General features: G+C 33.9%; 17 protein-coding genes and 1 pseudogene. 5 read left to right on the plus strand and 13 right to left on the minus strand.

Annotated features, from left to right (window positions below; genetic code table 11):
* Positions 1–130: 130 nt before the first annotated feature.
* The gene (gene ung, locus ACEN2H_RS14670) at positions 131–802 is read left to right on the plus strand and encodes a uracil-DNA glycosylase (RefSeq protein ID WP_441733635.1); all 672 of its coding nucleotides are present in this window, start codon (positions 131–133) and stop codon (positions 800–802) included.
* Positions 803–952: 150 nt separating this feature from the next.
* Here ung and ACEN2H_RS14675 read toward each other — a convergent pair whose 3' ends face one another.
* The 5 genes from ACEN2H_RS14675 to ACEN2H_RS14695 all read right to left on the minus strand — a co-directional run bounded on the left by ACEN2H_RS14675 (position 953) and on the right by ACEN2H_RS14695 (position 5,226).
* Positions 953–1,327 (minus strand): DUF4258 domain-containing protein, encoded by a 375-nt coding sequence (locus tag ACEN2H_RS14675; RefSeq protein WP_441733637.1) that lies wholly within the window; start codon positions 1,325–1,327, stop codon positions 953–955.
* Between the two features lie 34 nt (positions 1,328–1,361).
* The gene (locus ACEN2H_RS14680) at positions 1,362–2,561 is read right to left on the minus strand and encodes an alanine dehydrogenase (protein WP_441733639.1); all 1,200 of its coding nucleotides are present in this window, start codon (positions 2,559–2,561) and stop codon (positions 1,362–1,364) included.
* 92 nt (positions 2,562–2,653) lie between these two features.
* Complete coding sequence (locus tag ACEN2H_RS14685) at positions 2,654–3,127, minus strand: GNAT family N-acetyltransferase (RefSeq protein ID WP_441733641.1); 474 nt, start codon at positions 3,125–3,127, stop codon at positions 2,654–2,656.
* Between the two features lie 10 nt (positions 3,128–3,137).
* Positions 3,138–3,545: a tRNA (adenosine(37)-N6)-threonylcarbamoyltransferase complex ATPase subunit type 1 TsaE gene (tsaE, locus tag ACEN2H_RS14690; RefSeq protein WP_441733642.1), complete on the minus strand. Its 408-nt coding sequence runs from the start codon at positions 3,543–3,545 to the stop codon at positions 3,138–3,140.
* A gap of 127 nt (positions 3,546–3,672) precedes the next feature.
* Positions 3,673–5,226, minus strand: a complete 1,554-nt coding sequence (locus ACEN2H_RS14695) for a PglZ domain-containing protein (protein WP_441733644.1) — start codon at positions 5,224–5,226, stop codon at positions 3,673–3,675.
* A gap of 521 nt (positions 5,227–5,747) precedes the next feature.
* Here ACEN2H_RS14695 and ACEN2H_RS14700 point away from each other — a divergent pair.
* Together ACEN2H_RS14700 and ACEN2H_RS14705 are read left to right on the plus strand one after the other, a co-directional pair.
* Entirely contained in the window at positions 5,748–6,665 is a 918-nt protein-coding gene (locus tag ACEN2H_RS14700; protein ID WP_441733646.1) for an ABC transporter permease, read from the plus strand.
* Entirely contained in the window at positions 6,662–7,342 is a 681-nt protein-coding gene (locus ACEN2H_RS14705; RefSeq protein ID WP_441733648.1) for an ATP-binding cassette domain-containing protein, read from the plus strand. The genes ACEN2H_RS14700 and ACEN2H_RS14705 overlap by 4 nt, the downstream gene beginning before the upstream one ends.
* Positions 7,343–7,401: 59 nt before the next feature.
* Here ACEN2H_RS14705 and ACEN2H_RS14710 read toward each other — a convergent pair whose 3' ends face one another.
* The 8 genes and pseudogenes from ACEN2H_RS14710 to ACEN2H_RS14745 all read right to left on the minus strand — a co-directional run bounded on the left by ACEN2H_RS14710 (position 7,402) and on the right by ACEN2H_RS14745 (position 14,106).
* The gene (locus tag ACEN2H_RS14710) at positions 7,402–8,334 is read right to left on the minus strand and encodes a transglutaminase (protein ID WP_441733650.1); all 933 of its coding nucleotides are present in this window, start codon (positions 8,332–8,334) and stop codon (positions 7,402–7,404) included.
* 22 nt (positions 8,335–8,356) lie between these two features.
* On the minus strand, positions 8,357–9,208 hold the full coding sequence (locus ACEN2H_RS14715) for a substrate-binding domain-containing protein (RefSeq protein WP_441733652.1): 852 nt from the start codon (positions 9,206–9,208) through the stop codon (positions 8,357–8,359).
* Positions 9,205–9,744: a GNAT family N-acetyltransferase gene (locus tag ACEN2H_RS14720; protein WP_441733654.1), complete on the minus strand. Its 540-nt coding sequence runs from the start codon at positions 9,742–9,744 to the stop codon at positions 9,205–9,207. Before ACEN2H_RS14720 ends, ACEN2H_RS14715 begins: the two co-directional genes overlap by 4 nt.
* A 136-nt stretch (positions 9,745–9,880) precedes the next feature.
* On the minus strand, positions 9,881–11,005 hold the full coding sequence (locus ACEN2H_RS14725; protein ID WP_441733656.1) for an SDR family oxidoreductase: 1,125 nt from the start codon (positions 11,003–11,005) through the stop codon (positions 9,881–9,883).
* Between the two features lie 98 nt (positions 11,006–11,103).
* Positions 11,104–11,973 (minus strand): nucleoside phosphorylase, encoded by an 870-nt coding sequence (locus tag ACEN2H_RS14730; protein ID WP_441733658.1) that lies wholly within the window; start codon positions 11,971–11,973, stop codon positions 11,104–11,106.
* 83 nt (positions 11,974–12,056) lie between these two features.
* A complete protein-coding gene (locus ACEN2H_RS14735; RefSeq protein ID WP_441733660.1) occupies positions 12,057–12,386 on the minus strand; it encodes a translation initiation factor in 330 nt (109 codons plus the stop codon).
* Between the two features lie 194 nt (positions 12,387–12,580).
* Positions 12,581–12,964, minus strand: a pseudogene (locus ACEN2H_RS14740) (GxxExxY protein).
* A 191-nt stretch (positions 12,965–13,155) separates the two neighbouring features.
* Entirely contained in the window at positions 13,156–14,106 is a 951-nt protein-coding gene (locus tag ACEN2H_RS14745) for an isopenicillin N synthase family dioxygenase (RefSeq protein WP_441733661.1), read from the minus strand.
* A gap of 173 nt (positions 14,107–14,279) precedes the next feature.
* Here ACEN2H_RS14745 and ACEN2H_RS14750 point away from each other — a divergent pair, with 173 nt between their 5' ends.
* Both ACEN2H_RS14750 and ACEN2H_RS14755 read left to right on the plus strand, forming a co-directional pair.
* Positions 14,280–16,256, plus strand: coding sequence for an alpha-ketoacid dehydrogenase subunit alpha/beta (locus ACEN2H_RS14750; RefSeq protein WP_441733663.1), 1,977 nt, complete (start codon positions 14,280–14,282; stop codon positions 16,254–16,256).
* A gap of 71 nt (positions 16,257–16,327) precedes the next feature.
* Positions 16,328–18,076: a DUF885 domain-containing protein gene (locus tag ACEN2H_RS14755; RefSeq protein ID WP_441733665.1), complete on the plus strand. Its 1,749-nt coding sequence runs from the start codon at positions 16,328–16,330 to the stop codon at positions 18,074–18,076.
* The last annotated feature ends 87 nt before the right edge of the window (positions 18,077–18,163 follow it).

Below are 18,163 nucleotides of genomic sequence, written 5' to 3' on the forward strand. Positions count from 1 at the left end.
GGACTTTAATGTCCTTTCTTTTGAAAAAATTATCCTATCCCTTTTCCTGAGAGTTGCATTAACTAATTGAATCTAGTCTTTGAAAAACCCTTAGATATCTTAACTTATATTTGCAGTATAACTTTTTAGTATGCAAATCAACCTTAACTCCAAGTGGAAGTCCATTTTATCAGATGAAATGCAAAAGACGTATTTCCTTTACTTAATGGAAAGTTTAGAGAGCGAGTATCAGGAAAACAAGTGTTTCCCACCCATGGACTTGATTTTTTCAGCTTTCAATCATTGTGATTTTTCTAATTTGAAGTTGGTCATCATCGGCCAGGATCCCTATCATGGGGAAGGGGAGGCAAATGGCCTGTGTTTTTCAGTAAACGATGGCGTTAAGATTCCTCCCTCCTTACGAAATATTTTCAGGGAAATTAATGAGGATTTAGATTCGATATTTTTACCTACTTCTGGCAATTTAGAGCCTTGGGCAAAACAAGGTGTTTTGTTGTTGAATGCTTCGCTTAGTGTAAGGAAAGATACTCCCAACAGTCACAAACACCTGAAATGGAATCTTTTTACCGACGCTGTTATTCAAAAGATTTCAGACGAAAATAAAGGAGTAGTTTTCTTGCTTTGGGGGGCTTTTGCGCATAAAAAAGGTAGTAAAATTGACCGAAACAAACATTTGGTTTTAGAATCAGGTCATCCTTCTCCTATGAGTGCCAATCAAGGAAAATGGTTCGGCAATAAGCATTTTAGCAAAGCAAATGAATATCTAAAAAAACAGGGGAAAACGGAGATTTCTTGGTTTTAAAAGTCTTTTAGTTGTCTAGTTTTGCGTGAGGGATAGTAGCTTGCTACCGAAGTAGCGCGGATAGCCCGACGGCAATAAAGAAAGGGTCTAATTACCATATAGATAATTAGACCCTTTTTTTATTGCAGGCACGCCCTTATAAAAATAGTGTTATTTTTTGATAATCTCTTCTAAAGTTGCCTTGTCGGATTTATTGCTGACCTTAAGGATGATTTTTTGGTTATTTACTGTTTTGCCTTCAATTACATACATTTTGGCTTTTTTGAACTCGGTGTTGCTTTTATCGAAGTCAACGTCTCCAAACTGTAAAGTGTTTTTTATGTCAATTGTGTCAATCCACTTTTCTGCCAAGACTTTGGAAGCTTTTTCAGAATAATGAAAAGGTTTGTTTCTTAAATCGTTTAAAACTCTGGAATTCGGAAAATAATTACATCGAGTATCTTTTCCGCTAAAAACCATAGCTACAAAAAACAGTCCAATTACTAATCCCACTAAATAGTAGGCGAAACGTTGTGCAAACTTCATGAATTTTTTTTTGCAAAGGTAAATGAAAGTTTACTTAAAACACAATTAAATTGATATCGTTATTTGGTAAATCGAACCAATCACCAATGGCTTTATTAGTTAATATGCCATGATATAGATAAACTCCGTTTTTTAAGCCCATATCGCATCGGATAGCGCTTTCTAGGCCACCGTCTTCAGCCACTTGCATAAGATAAGGACTGATAATATTACTAATCGCAAGAGAAGCTGTTTTTGAATAACGGGAAGGGATATTAGGAACGCAATAATGAACTACGTTGTTTTTTATGAATGTTGGCTTTTCATGCGAGGTTACTTCTGAAGTTTCAAAGCAGCCGCCAGTATCAATACTCACATCAACGATTACCGCTCCACCCTTCATGTGCTCCACCATTGTTTCAGTTACCACCACGGGACAGCGATCTATGCCGCTTAGCGCTCCTATGGCGACATCGCAGCGCCTTAAGGCTTTTAATAAAGATTTGGGTTGAATTGTGGAAGTAAATATTCGTTGATTAAGATTATTTTGCAAATGGCGCAACTTTGTAATAGAATTATCGAAAACCTTTACGCTTGCACCTAGTCCGAGCGCGGTTTTTGCTGCAAATTCACCCACGGTTCCAGCACCCAAAATAACGACATCAGTAGGTGGGACACCGGTAATATTACCAAAAAGCAATCCTTTACCGAATTCATTAGTAATCATCAATTCAGCTGCGATCAATATGGAAGCCGTTCCGGCAATTTCACTGGAGGAGCGAACCGCTGGGTAGGTGCCGTCTTCATCTTTTATGTATTCAAAGGCCAAGGCAGTAATTTTCTTTTTGCTCAGGGCTTCAAAATATGCTTTTTGTGTCGTTTTTAATTGAATGGACGAAATCAAGATGGTGTGACTGTTCATCATTGCTATTTCAGCAAGAGTAGGAGGTCCCACTTTTAAAATCATCGGACAGCAAAAAACTTTTGCAGTATCATTGGTTATTTCTGCACCTGCTTCACTGTATTCTTTGTCTGAATAACTCGAACTTTCCCCAGCTCCCGACTCAATCATTACCCGATGCCCGTTGAAGCTCAATGAATTTACAGCGTCTGGGGTTAAGCAAATGCGACGTTCTTGGTAACTAGTCTCATTAGGAATACCAATAAAAAGATCGCTTTTTTTTCTCGCTACCTCTAATTTTTCTTCTTGAGGCAATAACTGTTGTTTTGTGAAAGGCGTGAATGATATCGACATTGTTAAAGTGATGATTTAAAGGTAAAAATAAGCAAAAAGATTAAAAAATAATGCTTTTTAGGTAGAGAAATACGAATAAGAAATAATATTAATTAGGAAATGATCTTTTCCATTTTTATATCTGCTCTTTCATAAACGCCATCTTCTAGCGCAATTTCGACAAAACCGAATTTTTCATACAAATGGATAGCTGACTTTAAACAGCGGTTAGAATAGAGTATGATTTTTTTAATACCTTGTTGTTCTGCAATTTCAATGCAATGTTCCAACAATTTTTTTCCAATACCAAGGCCTTGAACAGTATCTGTAACAGCCATTTTACTCAATTCAAATGCTGTGTCAGTCCTTTTTAGTAAGGAAACAGTGCCAACGATTTCCTCTTTGAATTTAGCGTAAAAGATCATCCCACCTTTATCAATAATTTCTTCCTGTGGATTTGAAAGCACCTTTTCGTCAATAGGCTCTATTTTAAAATATTTTTTAAGCCACTCGATATTCAAGATTTTAATTGGTTCCTTTAAATCAGCAGAAAAAGGAATTATGCTAACAATGTTGTCTGGATTCATTTTGAATATACTAGTTTAATTTTAATAATCGTTTGCCATCAGGAAGTGCCTGAATTGTAATAACCGAATGTATTTCTGGGATAAGATTTGGTATTTGTTCCGCCCATTCGATAAAACACCAATTACCTGAGTATAAGTATTCTTCCACTCCCATATCAAGGGCTTCTGTTTCTGTTTTTAATCTATAGAAATCAAAATGATAAACAATATGATTATCAATTGTTTGGTATTCATTAACTAAAGAAAAGGTTGGGCTGCTTGTAGCTTCTGTAACGCCCAGTTCCTTAACTAGTTGTTTTATGAAAGTGGTCTTTCCAGCACCCATTTCACCATGAAAAAGAATAACTTTATTGGGCTTTTCAGCTATCAGCTTCCGAGCTACATCTTCGATTTCATCTAATGAAAAAATAAATTCCATTTTTTAGTATTATTTTAAATTCTGAATTATAAATTTTGAGTTCGTGAATAGTGAGAAGTGAAATGTATTATTGTAATTCAATTGTAAAAACCAATAAACGACTCACTTTTCACTTCTCACCATAAAATCACTTCGGATTGAAAATCAAACAGGGAATGATCATTTCTTCTAGTGAAATACCCCCGTGCTGGTAGGTGTTTCTAAAATAACTCACATAATGGTTGTAATTGTTAACATAGGCCAAAAATAAATCATTTTTCGCAAAAATATAAGAACTACTCATATTAATAGTAGGCAAACCAATTTTTTTTGGTTCTTTTACTGCATAAACATCTTTTTGCTCATAAGTAAGACTGCGTCCAGTCTTGTATCTCAGATTCAGACTCGTATTTTTATCGCCTACCACTTTTGAGGGGTTCTTTACATTGATGGTGCCGTGGTCGGTCGTTAAAATCAGTTTGAAACCAAGTTTTTGCGCTTGTTGGATAATCTCTAAAAGGGGAGAGTTCTTGAACCAACTCAATGTCAACGAGCGGTATGCCTTATCATCGGAAGCTAATTCCTTTACTACATCCATTTCGGTTTTGGCGTGCGAGAGCATGTCCACAAAGTTATAAACCACCGTCACTAGGTCGTTGTCTTTTAGTCCTTTGAAGTTGTCAACCAGTTTTTTTCCTGCTGTCAAGTTGGTTATTTTAAAATAATCTTGCTTTAGATTAAGCCCCAATCGTTTTAATTGCGCCGACAAAAACTCTGCTTCATATAGGTTTTTACCTCCTTCTTCTGGATCATTTTTCCAATATTGAGGAAACTGCTTCTCCATTTCAAGCGGCGTTAAACCAGAGAAAATTGCGTTTCGTGCATATTGTGTTGCAGTAGGCAAAATGGCGTAGTAAGGAATTTCTTTTTCCAGTTTATAATAGTTGGCCACTTCGCTTTCAAAAACCTTCCATTGGTCATAACGCAAGTTATCGATGACAACAAAAAGAATGGGTTTGTCTTTTTTTACGATTTCAGGAACCACTAATTCTCTAAATAAGGTATGGGACTGGACAGGTTTATCCGCTTTAGGTAAAAACCAATCCTCATAATTACGTTCAATAAATTTTCCGAACTGGGAATTAGCTTCCGCTTTTTGGGATTCCAGAATTTGAATCATCCCATGATCGTTGATGTTTTCTAGATTAAGTTCCCAGAAAATTAATTTTTTGTATAGTTCAACCCAGTCTTCATAGGAATTAACCATCGCCATATCCATCGAAATTTTCCTAAACTCTTTCTGGTAATCCAAAGTCGTTTTTTGCGAAATCAAACGGGAATGATCCAGATTCTTTTTCAAACTCAACAGAATCTGGTTTGGATTGACCGGTTTGATCAAATAATCTGCGATCTTAGAACCTATAGCTTCTTCCATGATGTATTCCTCCTCACTTTTGGTGATCATAATCATGGGAATAGATGATTTTTTTTCTTTCATTTCAGACAAGGTTTCTAGCCCACTTATGCCGGGCATATTTTCGTCCAGAAATACGATATCAAAATTTTCGTTTTCAAATATATCAATCGCGTCACGACCATTATTGCAAGTGATTACGCTGTAGTTTTTTTTCTCAAGGAATAATATGTGCGGTTTTAGATAATCGATTTCATCGTCAATCCAAAGTATTTTTATTTTGTCCATATATCTGTGTAGTATAAAAGGAATTTGTCAATGACCAAATTACATCTTTTCATGTTGCGTAGATACTAATATTATGATAAATTTCATCGTCAAATCTAATTATTACTAACGATAAAAAACGATTTATATTTCGTTTCAAGCATGATTTTTCTAGTGTTTGCGATCAAGTTTTTTTGTTTTGGGCGTGTCCTTCGCAAAAACTACGGTCGGGCAGTCCACTGTATCTTTTTCGTTAGGGTGAGTTGCTGCTTTTACGGAAATAGCGAGAACACGAAAAAGGATGCCGTTTCCGTCCCTCACGCGCTGATTGTTGATTTGACTTTTTTTTCCATTGCTAAAAAGCTTTTTGATTAATCTTGTCCAAATGCAGAAAACAGTAAAAAACAATGCACTTTGTTCGTATTATTTTTGAATTTCAAAAAGATAAATTATAAATTAGTAGAATAAATCCTATATTTGATATAAAACAATCTGAAAATTATGGAGAATAGAATCTGGTTTTAGCATACCCCAAAAAATAAATGAAAGAATATTTTACTTTACAATTAAAAATATTAAATAGGCAATTAACCGATTGGGGAGTTATTCCTGTTTTTGGATACTTGATTGCTATTGCGGTGTTTATTGGACTGTCAACTACATTATTTGAAAAAACGCAATACGCTGAATATGCTTATATTCTGTTAGCTTTAAGCATTGTAACAAAGTTAGCGGAAGTTAGTAGAAACGAATTTTTGAAGCTTTGGTATTCAAAAAGTGAATATTTTAAGTTGAGAATTATTGAAAATTTTATTATAGCGACACCTTTTATTTTCTTTTTGATATTTAAAGAAAAGTACATGAGTTCATTTTTACTTTTAATTGCAACTGGCCTATCAACATTAATTAATTTTAATAAAAAACCAAATTTTGTTTTACCAACACCCTTTAGCACTAATCCTTTTGAATTTACAGTTGGTTTTAGAATAAATTATTTCTTATATCTATTTGCCTATTTTTTAGCGTTCATGTCGATAAGCGTAAATAATTTTAATCTGGGTCTTTTTTCTTTAATTGTTGCTTTATTGGGCTGCCTTAGTTATTATGTAAAATCTGAAAGAGAGTTTTATGTTTGGATATTTTCACTAAGCCCAAAAGAGTTTCTATTATACAAATTAAAAAACATTATACAATATTCAACACTTTTGTGTTTACCAATAATAGTAAGTTTGTCATTGTGCTTTTACACGAAAATTGATATAATACTAGGTTTTCAATGCTTAGGATATTTATTTATTTTCACTACAATGTTAGCAAAATATTCCGTGTTTCCTGAAAAGCTAAACATGAGATTTACAGTTGTATTTGCTTTTATTGTTTGGCTTCCGCCTTTATTGATTGTAATAATTCCCTATTTATACATTCAATCAACAAAAAAATTAAAAGAAATATTAACATGATTATTATCGAAAACTTGTCTAAATTCTTTGGAAGAAAAATAGTTTTAAAGGACATCAATTTAAATCTAGAAAAAGGGAAGATATATGGAATTGTTGGAGAAAATGGTTCTGGAAAAACAACCTTATTTAAATGTATTTCGGGATTAGAAAAACACAAGGGAACTGTTATTTGTGAGTATGGACAATTAAAAAACTTTCTAGGTTACCTTCAAACGGATCCCTATTTTTTTTCAAAGATGACTGGCAAAGAATACCTTAAGTTATTATGTAATGCACGAAATATAGAACATATAGATTTGCAGGAAAAGAATGTTTTTGATTTGCCATTAGATGAATATGCTGATAAATATTCCACTGGAATGAAAAAAAAGCTTGCATTAACTGCTATATTAATTCAAGAAAACATTTTTTTTATCCTCGATGAGCCATTTAATGGAGTTGATATTCAAAGTAATATTATAATCACTGAAATAATGCACAAATTGAAAGAAATACAAAAAACGATACTAATTTCATCTCACATTTTTTCAACATTAAGTGACACATGCGACGAGATATTCGTGTTAAAAAACGGAAACATTATAAAGCGGGTTATGAAAAATGAATTTAGTCTTTTAGAAAGTGAAATCAAAGAGTTTACCATTGGAAATAAAATTGATAGATTAAATCTTAAATAAAAAACAGCGTTGAATGCCAAGAAATTGAGGAGTTTTTTTTGCTAGATTTTTAAAATAACCTAATTTAAAGTTAATGCACCTAATATTTCTTCGGACATAAAAGGGCCACCGGGATATTTAGCAGTGTAGTCAAGATTAAGCCACACTTGTCCTCGTTCGTCGATATGATAATGCAGTTGTTTTTTGTAGCTTTCTTTTGTAAACAAAACATTTTTAATCAAATAATTCACGGTTTCCAGATCATTTAAGGTCCCAATTAATATTTCTGGATAAATATGACCTTTAGTATGAATCAGTCTTGGAGTTCCTCCAATTGCTCTCACGCTTGCTGCCATTAAAATAGAATGGTCGTCACAGTCTCCAGAAAAATAGCCTAATGATTCGCTGGCTGTAGCGATATAGTCACTATCTTTTGGGTCACTTACATAATTCCAACGGCTATTGATTTCTTTAAAAACTGCAAAACATTGTATAATGGTTCTATAATCAGAATACCCTTTTATATTTTTAAAATTCTTTGAAGTCGCCATAATGGCAAAGTTTCTAACTCTAGGGTTTTGATACTCAATAGCGTTAAGAATTTTTGATTTATTGGGAAAGGGGAGCAGTTTTGCAATTATTATGTCCTGAGGAAATGGGTTGTCAGACATAGTGTAAATCATCGAGTCGTAGTCCTCATAAACGCTATTGAAACCGTAGTTTCCAGAAGCGGTGCCGTAAAATAAAAGAATAACGTACAAAAAAATACAAACGATTATTACCATTCGCAACAATCTTAATATTAACTGTATAATCACTATTATTAGTATAAAAAGCAGTATCCTATCTATGTTAAAGAACCAATTAAGTTCTATTAAGTTCTGGTGAGAAATTATAAAAACTGGGATGGCAATTAAAATATTCAGAACAAAAATAATAACATCATCCCAAGGTTTTTTAACCCGAAGTCTTTGTTTTGTTTTTTGAAAAGAAAATTTTTTACCGTTTATCATAGAAAACCAGAGAATATAGAAACTAGATTGCCTTCACAACTTCATCAAAAGTACCTTTTTTATCGATGATTTTGAGCTGAAGCAGCTGATTTTGAACTTTGTTTAACATTTCCTGGTCTAATGGTTTCTGCGACCATTCCGTAAGTGACAACCATTCCTCAATATCCTGTGTTTTTTGATTAAATTTTGTTGCTAAAACTTTATCAATATTGGGAATGTCCTTAAAGGTTTCGGTTTTTTTATTAATCACGTCTAGAATCGTTTTAATAATTTCAGGATGTTCTTCTAAAACTTTATTCCGAACAGCGATTACAAAACAAGGCCATGGGGTAGGGCAGTCAGCAATTCTACGGAATATGCCCTTATCCACTAAAGGTTTAGTCATAAAGCGCTCCCACATAAAATAATCTGCGGTCCCTTTTGTAAGGGCTTCAACTGCTCCATCAATTGTATTTATGATTTCAAATTGAAGGTTGTTTGTTTCCCAGCCTTGATTATCAGCATTTACATAAGCCATTAATTGTGATCCAGAACCCAAACGGGAAATCGCGACTTTAGAGTTTTCTATATCTGATATTGTTTTGTAACTAGAATTAGCCGCTACATGAATACCCCATATTAAGGGCGATTGGACGTATATCTGTACTATTTTACTAGCGTTTCCTGCAACAATATCTTTTACAATTCCTTCTGTAAGAATTACGGCAATATCTGTTTCTCCAGAACGAAGCATCTGGCACATCTTACCTGTTCCTTCAGGTACATCTGTCCATTCCAAATCTACATTTTGTTTTTCAAATTCCTTATTTTCTATGGCTAAATGCCAAGGTAAATTAAAATGTTCCGGAACACCTGCTATTTTTATTGTCTTCATTTTAAATTATCTTTTTTATCAAATCCATACCAAGCACAAGGGATTCCGTTCCAGTCAAATTCATTTTTAAACTGCATCCCCATTTTTTCAAGGATCTTGCGTGAACCGCTATTTCTTCTATCTGCTGAAGCATAGATCGTTTTGATTTTCATTGTGTTAAATCCATAATCTAACCAAGCTTTGGCTGCTTCGTACCCATAACCTTTGCGCCAGTAATCTTCTATAAAACGATAGCCTATCTCGAAGAAATTAACATGATCATTTTCTGGTTCCCTAATATATTTAAGCCCAGCCCAGCCGATAAACTCATCGGTTTCCTTTAAAATCACAGCATAGCGACCGATTCCGTTATCAAGATATTGTTCTCGAATATTCGAAATGTATTTTCTCCTTTCTTCAATTGAACTGACTGGCTGATTGCCGAGAAATTTGTGAACATTTGTATTGCTATCCAATATGAAGATCGCTTTGTCATCGGTAGGGAGTAATTCTCGTAAAATTAATCGCTCGGTTTCAATAGGTACTATCTTCATCATATTCAAAATTTTAAAATGACTTACATTAATGCTTATAATTGAAACAAGTTTTATTTAAAATTGAAATAAAAAGATCCTAACTAATCGCTCTGCCAGTTCAACCTTTAGACTCTTGTCTAGGAATTAAGTACAGAAATCATACATTAATATCTTTGAAATTATTTATTCTTGCATAACGAATCATATTTGTAAATGCTTCTTGATCTAATTTTGGTATCTCAAGGATGGAGTTTAATAAGGTAGTATCGTACTCATTAGCAGCGGTAGTGAAATAGGGGCTTAAATGCTTGCCAATACTCTCATAATACAATTTTTCAATCGTGTTTTTATATTGAAAGTCTAACGGGTTTTGAATCAAAGTAAAATTACTGTAACCTACTTCCTTCATGATCAACTGTAATCCTTTTACCATATTGAAACTTTTATTATTGACAATATTAAGCTGTTCAATATCATCCCGTTCAAAAGTATTGACAATCACTTTTGCGACATAATCAACAGGGATTATATTCAAAACAGTGTCTTCATTTACGATAAAACGAACATTTTCTTGTTCACCTTTTCGTTGGGAAGTAAAGTGAAAAAATTTTGCTAAAAGATAGAAAACCATGTATTTTGGAATGAAATATTGGTTTTCGATTCCAAGCATTTTTCCTCCAATAACACTTGGTCGCAAAATTTGAAAGCCTAAGCCTATTTTTTTACATTCTTGAACTATAAAATTTTCCGAGTGGAATTTGGCGTTTTCATACGCATTGCGATGTTCCAGCTTAAACCTTAAACTATGAAAATCATTAGCAATTACTCCTTTTCGGATTCCAGAAGAAAATGCAGTACCTATATAAATAAACTTTTTTATAAAAGGATGAAAAATATTAAAAAGCGATTTTGTGATTTTAGTGTTTTCATCAAAAATTCTCTCTCGTTGTTCTTCATTAGTCGATAAGTTCACATATCCAGCTGAATGAATAAAATAAGCACCTTTAATCTGGTTCGAAAAAGTATCTTGGATCGTAGCTAAATCAGTATCGATGATTTTAATGTATTCGTGCAGTTTCTCTATCCCTTTTTCTTTTATGATTTTAGGAGTATAACTACTCGATAAGAGCTCGTTTATTCTATCAAGAGCGGAGCTTTTCCCTTTATTTCTGGCGATAATAAAAAGTTTTCCATCAATTTTATTCGTGATAAAAAGCTCTAAAATTTCATACATAATATGAGAACCTAAAACCCCTGTAGCACCTGTCAGTATTATTTTCATTATTGAATTGTTGTAGAAAGCACAAATGTAGTTTTAAAAAACTAAAGTGATACTTTTTTAAAACTCCAAATAGATGATATTAGGAAAATTAAAACTCCTTATTCTGAAGCGATTTTATTTAATGTATACGCAATTAGCTCATCAACAGCTTTGTAAGGATCTTCACTAAAGCTACCATTGGCGCGGTTAGCGATAATAGCATTAAGTGACAGTGCATTATGTCCTAAAAGTGCGGAAAGCCCATATATGGCTGCTGTTTCCATCTCTAAGTTTGTGATTTTGTTTTCACCAAATTTAAAGTTGTCCATTTTAGAATTTAATGATTCGTCTTGAATGTTCAATCGCAGTACACGTCCTTGAGGACCATAAAAACCTCCAGCTGTTGCCGTGATTCCTTTGTGTATTTTGTCGCTTTCGATCATTTTTTCTAGTTTTTCCGAACAGGGAATTACGTAGGGTTTGCCTTTGCGCATGTCCCAGTTGGTATGTTGTACAAAAGCATCTTCCATTTCTATATTCGAAATTTCATCAATCAAATAGGAGCGAAGCATATTGTCAAGGCCCAAGCCAAACTTAGACATCACGAAACTATCCACGGGAATATCAGCTTGTAACGATCCTGAAGTCCCAATACGGATTATGTTTAATGACGTTAGCTTTTCTTTTGGTTTGCGGGTTTCCAAATCGATATTTACTAATGCATCTAATTCATTCATCACAATATCAATATTGTCAGGACCTATTCCTGTTGACATCACCGTGATTCTTTTACCTTTGAAAATCCCAGTTTGTGTTTTAAATTCTCTTTTTTGAGTCGAAAATTCAATGCTGTCAAAGAATTGGGTTATTTTTTCTACTCGGTTTTGATCTCCCACAAAGATGATATCGTGCGCAATGTGTTCTGGTTTTAAATTCAAGTGATAAACGCTTCCGTCTGGATTTAATATTAATTCTGATGATTTTATCATTATTTTTTAATTGATAGTTAATAATTGATAATGGACAATTGAAATAATAATTATAAATTATTGATTTTCAATTATCGATTGGTTTAGCCTCCCACACGTTTAACTTTGAATCCTTTTAGTTTCAATATTTCCATAATTTTATCGCGGTAATCCCCTTGAATTATTATGGAATCGTCTTTAAAAGTACCGCCAACGCTCAGTTTAGTCTTGATTTCTTTTGCCAAAATCTTAAAATCTTCGTCCGTACCTTCATATCCTTCGATGATGGTTGTGGCTTTGCCTTTTCTTTTTTCGAATTTGCAAATCATAGCTTCCTTTTGAACGTATAATTCATGTGCAACCTCTTCGACTTTTTCAACTGGAGCAGGTTCGTGATCTGGAAAAAGGTTTTTTAACTGGTCTTGTAAGTCCATATTTTATGTTTTCATTAAATGGGGATGACGTATATTTTATTTTTTGTTTTCAGATTGCGTTTAAATTGAACGCAGATAACGCGGATTTAAAACTGATGGTCACGGATTTTCCTTATTTACTTGTAATCTTACTTTCTGTTATTGCTTTGTTTTTAAAATGAATAATCGCAGATCATTTATTTATACCGCAAGCATTATTTTTGGTTATTTTGATATATTTTTCTAATAAATTCAGGTTTTTTACCAAAATTTAAAAGCAAACCAACTTCACAATGAGTAGATTTTAAATAATTTATTAACTAAAACTCATTTGCTTCAATCAGATAATCCTGAGCTTTCAACTCTAAAATTATTAAATCATTCACTATAATATCTGCAAAGTATTCTCCAACTTCAATGCCTTTATAGTACACTTTAATTTTTTTCTGAGCTTCAACCTTAAAGCCATTTTCTTTAAGTTCATGATAAATTGCATTTTGATATACCCTCTCAAGAAAACCATATCCTAGTTCATTATAAACATCAAAAAAATGTTTTATAATAGATTGAGTTAAATCTCGATGTAAAATACTACTCATAAATAATTATTGAAATGTATTAATATAAAATATTTTTTTAAAATTAATGAGCTAAAATCCGTTTAAATCCGAGTTATCCGCGTTCAATTTAATCACAATAAAATCAGTATTCTCTGCATATCAATGTTAAGCAAAAACAAAAAAGACATCAAGTAAACTCAATGTCTTTTATAACTAGAGTAGATTAAAGATTATTTTTTAATTAATCCTAAATCTACTAATCGTTCGTATAAATAATCACCGGCGGTGATGTCTTCAAATTGTTTTGGGTGTTCTGCATCAATGCAGTTCTCTAAACTATTTAATGGCATGTCGCTGACAGGGTGCATAAAAAACGGTACTGAATAACGTGAAGTTCCCCAAAGTTCTCTTGGAGGGTTTACAACCTGATGGATTGTGGATTTCAATTTGTTGTTTGTATAACGAGATAACATGTCTCCAACATTGATTACCAGTTCATCTGGCTCGGCAATAGCATCAAGCCAGTCTCCGTTGTGGTTTTGAACCTGAAGCCCTTTTCCCTGAGCACCCATTAACAAGGTGATCAAGTTGATGTCGCCGTGAGCTGCGGCGCGAATAGCATTTACAGGCTCTGAGGTAATAGGTGGGTAATGAATAGGTCTCAAAATAGAATTTCCGTCTTTGGCAAAATTGTCAAAATGGAATTCATCCAAGCCTAAACGCAAAGCTAAAGCACGCAAAACATAAACACCTGTTTTTTCAAGCATTTGATACGCTTCTTTACCTACTGCATTAAAACGAGGTAATTCTTCTACTTGAACATTTTCAGGATATTCTGACGCGTATTTTGAGTTTTCACTCACATACTGACCAAAATGCCAAAATTCTTTCAAATCCCCTTCTTTTCTGCCTTTGGCATGCTCTGTTCCAAAAGAAACGTAACCTCTTTGACCTCCAATACCTGGAATCTCGTAGCTATGTTTTGTTTCAATAGGTAAAGCGAAAAAATTTCTTATTTCACTGTACAGTTCATTTACCAAGTTGTCATCTAAAAAGTGACCTTTTAATGCTACGAAGCCAATATCTTCAAATGCACTTCCGATTTCATTTACAAATTTTTGTTTACGTTTCGGGTCGTCCGAAAGGAAATCACGCAAGTCAACACTAGGAATGTTTTGCATACTATAAATATTTTTTAATAACTTAGAAGGCTATTAAAGCCTTATAGTTACAAATGTATTGAATAATATTAGATTAGAATTTTAAAAGTGACAAACAGTATAAAAAAATATAACAATTTTAATCAAAACTGTTATATTTTTTTATCTTTGAATCTCCAAATAAAGCCACAAAAATGAATTTTGACAGAAAAAAACTGACTGACGATAGCTTACTAAATTTATACAAAAGAATTCTTAAGCCAAGGCTTATAGAGGAAAAAATGCTAATTCTTATTCGTCAAGGAAAGGTATCCAAATGGTTTTCAGGGATTGGCCAAGAAGCGATTTCAGTTGGGGTCACAGCGGTATTAGATCAGGATGAATACATATTGCCCATGCACAGAAACCTTGGTGTTTTTACAGGCAGAGACATTCCGTTATACCGATTGTTTTCGCAATGGCAGGGAAAATCCAACGGATTTACTAAAGGACGCGATAGAAGTTTCCATTTTGGAACCCAGGAGTACAAAATTATTGGAATGATTTCGCATTTGGGCCCTCAACTAGGTGTGGCTGACGGAATCGCATTAGCCAACAAACTGAAGAAAAACGGAAAAGTTACCGCTGTTTTTACTGGTGAAGGAGCCACCAGCGAAGGTGATTTTCATGAAGCTTTAAATATAGCTTCTGTATGGGAATTGCCCGTTATGTTTATAATAGAAAATAATGGCTATGGCCTTTCGACTCCTACAAATGAGCAATACCGTTGTGAAAACCTAGCAGATAAAGGAAATGGATACGGAATGGAAAGCCATATTATTGATGGTAATAATATTCTAGAAGTTTATAATTTATTGTTTGAGTTAAAAGCGTCGATGATTGAAAAACCACGTCCCGTTTTATTAGAGTTTAAAACTTTTAGAATGCGTGGACATGAAGAGGCGAGTGGCACTAAATATGTCCCTCAGGAGTTAATGGACCAATGGGCAATTAAAGATCCAGTTGAAAACTATCGAAAGTATTTAAAAGATATCGCAGTACTTACTGAAGATTTTGATACTGCTTTACGGGCTGAAATTAAGAAAGAAATTGATGAAAGTTTGGCTTTGGCCAATGCAGAAGCAGAAATTGAAGCTATATTTAGTGAAGAGTTAAATGACATATATAAAGACTTTGTATATGAAGAAGTTAAACCTACAGACGAAGAAGAAAAAATACGTTTTGTAGATGCCATTTCAAACAGTCTGCGACAATCGATGGAGCGCCATGACAACTTGGTTATCATGGGACAAGACATTGCTGAATATGGAGGTGCTTTTAAAATCACTGATGGGTTTGTCGCGCAATTTGGAAAAGAACGTGTTATTAATACTCCGATTTGCGAGAGTGCTGTAGTCTCGGCAGGAATGGGGCTGTCCATCAATGGATATAAAGCGATTGTCGAAATGCAGTTTGCTGATTTTGTCTCTTCTGGATTTAATCCAATTGTAAATTTGTTGGCCAAATCGCATTACCGTTGGTTAGAAAAAGCAGATGTGGTTGTACGGATGCCTTGTGGTGGAGGAACCCAAGCAGGACCTTTTCATTCTCAGACTAATGAGGCTTGGTTTACCAAAACACCTGGATTGAAAGTAGTTTATCCTGCTTTTCCGTATGATGCCAAAGGTTTATTAAATACTTCAATAAATGATCCGAATCCGGTAATGTTTTTTGAGCACAAACAATTGTACAGAAGCGTTTACCAAGAAGTTCCAAAAGGCTATTATACCCTGCCTCTAGGGAAAGCGGCCTTGTTGAAAGAAGGGTACGAAGTGACCATTATATCTTTTGGAGCCGCAGTACATTGGGCCCTGGATACCTTGGATAAAAACCCCAAAATTTCAGCAGATTTATTAGACTTAAGAACCTTGCAACCATTAGATACAGAAGCAATTTTCGCATCTGTCAAGAAAACAGGAAGGGTGATTATATATCAGGAAGACTCTATGTTTGGTGGTGTTGCCAGCGATATTTCGGCCATGATTATGGAGGAGTGTTTTAAATACCTCGATGCACCAGTAAAAAGAGTAGCCAGTTTAGACACGCCAATTCCATTTACAAAAGCACTAGAAGATCAATATTTGCCAAAAAGCCGATTCGAAATAGATTTACTAGCGCTTTTAGCCTACTAATGATTTAGAAAAAAAATGCCGTTCATTGAGCGGCATTTTTTTATATCTTTATTTTTCTGAACTAACCAAACATGAAAAAAATATTTGTTTCGTTTCTATTGTGCATTTTACTATTATCATGCAATAAAAAAGTGGAAAAGATTGACGGAAAATCGCTCAATGAAAAATTTAACACCTATAAAGAAGATTTTGTAATTGACCTCTGGCAATTGAATCCCGATTGGGATGCTAGTCAAGGATATCATAAACTGGATAGCGTCTTAGCCATTTCAGATTCTGTAAGTATAAAAAAGCAGCTCGATTTTTCCCACGCCCAATTAGATTCACTACAACACTATTCTATAGACGGTCTTTCAGATAATAATATAATTGATTATTATATTATCAAGAATCAGTTGCAAAGCTCCATTTTTAGAATAGACAAGTTAAAATCATATCAATGGAATCCATCCGAATATAATGTTTGTGGTGCTTTTGCCGAAATATTAAATGGAAAATATGATGCCGTAGAAGTTCGTTTGCATAATTTTAACTTAAAAATGAATTCAATTCCGGCCTATTACGAGGCCGCAAAAATCAATATTAAGAATCCTACCTTAGAACATACAGCCCTTGCAATTGCCCAGAATTTAGGCGGGCTATCCGTTTTTGAGAAGGACCTACCGATCATTTTGGCTAAAAGTAAATTGCCTAAATCTGAAAAAAAGGCAATCAAAGACAAAGCAAAAGTAGCTATAAATGCTATCAAGACTTATGCTGATTGGTTGAAGGATTTAGACAACCCAACGCCACGTTCTTTTAGATTAGGAGAGGATTTGTATAAAGAAAAATTTGATTTAGACATTCAATCCAGCTATAAAGTAGATTCTGTTTTTAAAAAAGCAGTCAACCATAAAAAAGAATTACATAAAAAGATGTTTGTTTTGGCAGATAAATTGTGGCCCAAATACATGAAGTCAGAGTCAAAGCCTATAGACAGTTTAGTACTCATTAAAATAGTTATCGACAAGATCTCGTTGCAGCACACCACGCCAAAAAACTTTCAGTCAGCCATAGAAAAGCAAATTCCTGAACTGGCTGAATTCGTAAAAGAACAGGGTTTACTCTATATAGATCCATCAAAACCTTTGGTTGTTCGCAGAGAACCAGATTACATGGCTGGAGTTGCGGGGGCTTCCATTTCGGCACCGGGACCCTATGATAAAAATGCGAATACCTATTATAATGTGGGTAGCATGTCTGGTTGGAGTGCTGAAAAATCAGAAAGCTATTTGAGGGAATACAATGATTATATTTTGCAAATTCTAAATATTCATGAAGCTATTCCGGGGCATTATACCCAATTGGTGTATAGTAATCAATCGCCAAGTATAATTAAATCTATTCTCGGTAATGGGGCAATGATTGAGGGCTGGGCTGTTTATGCGGAACTGATGATGTTAGAAAACGGATACAAAAACTCAGATGAAATGTGGTTGATGTATTATAAATGGAATTTAAGAACAACTTGTAATACTATTTTGGACTACAGTGTCCATACTAAAAACATGACTAAGGAGGAATTGATGAAATTACTTGTTACAGAAGCATTTCAACAACAAGCAGAGGCTGAAGGCAAGTGGACTCGCGTCAGTTTATCTCAAGTGCAGTTATGTTCCTATTTTGCAGGGTATATAGAAATTTATGACCTTAGGGAAATGTTGAAAAAAGAGCAAGGAACCAATTTTAAGCTGAAACAATTTCATGAAAAATTTCTAAGTTATGGCAGCGCTCCGGTAAAATTCATAAAAGAACTGATGTTGAAAGAGCTCAAAAAATAATTAAAATTCTTGATGTATTGACCCCTTAAATAATCGGACACAATTATAAATCAAAAACTATAATTTTGTACGATGGAAAAACGAAAA

This window comes from Flavobacterium sp. W22_SRS_FP1 (assembly GCF_052113685.1).
In the GTDB taxonomy this organism is placed as follows: domain Bacteria; phylum Bacteroidota; class Bacteroidia; order Flavobacteriales; family Flavobacteriaceae; genus Flavobacterium.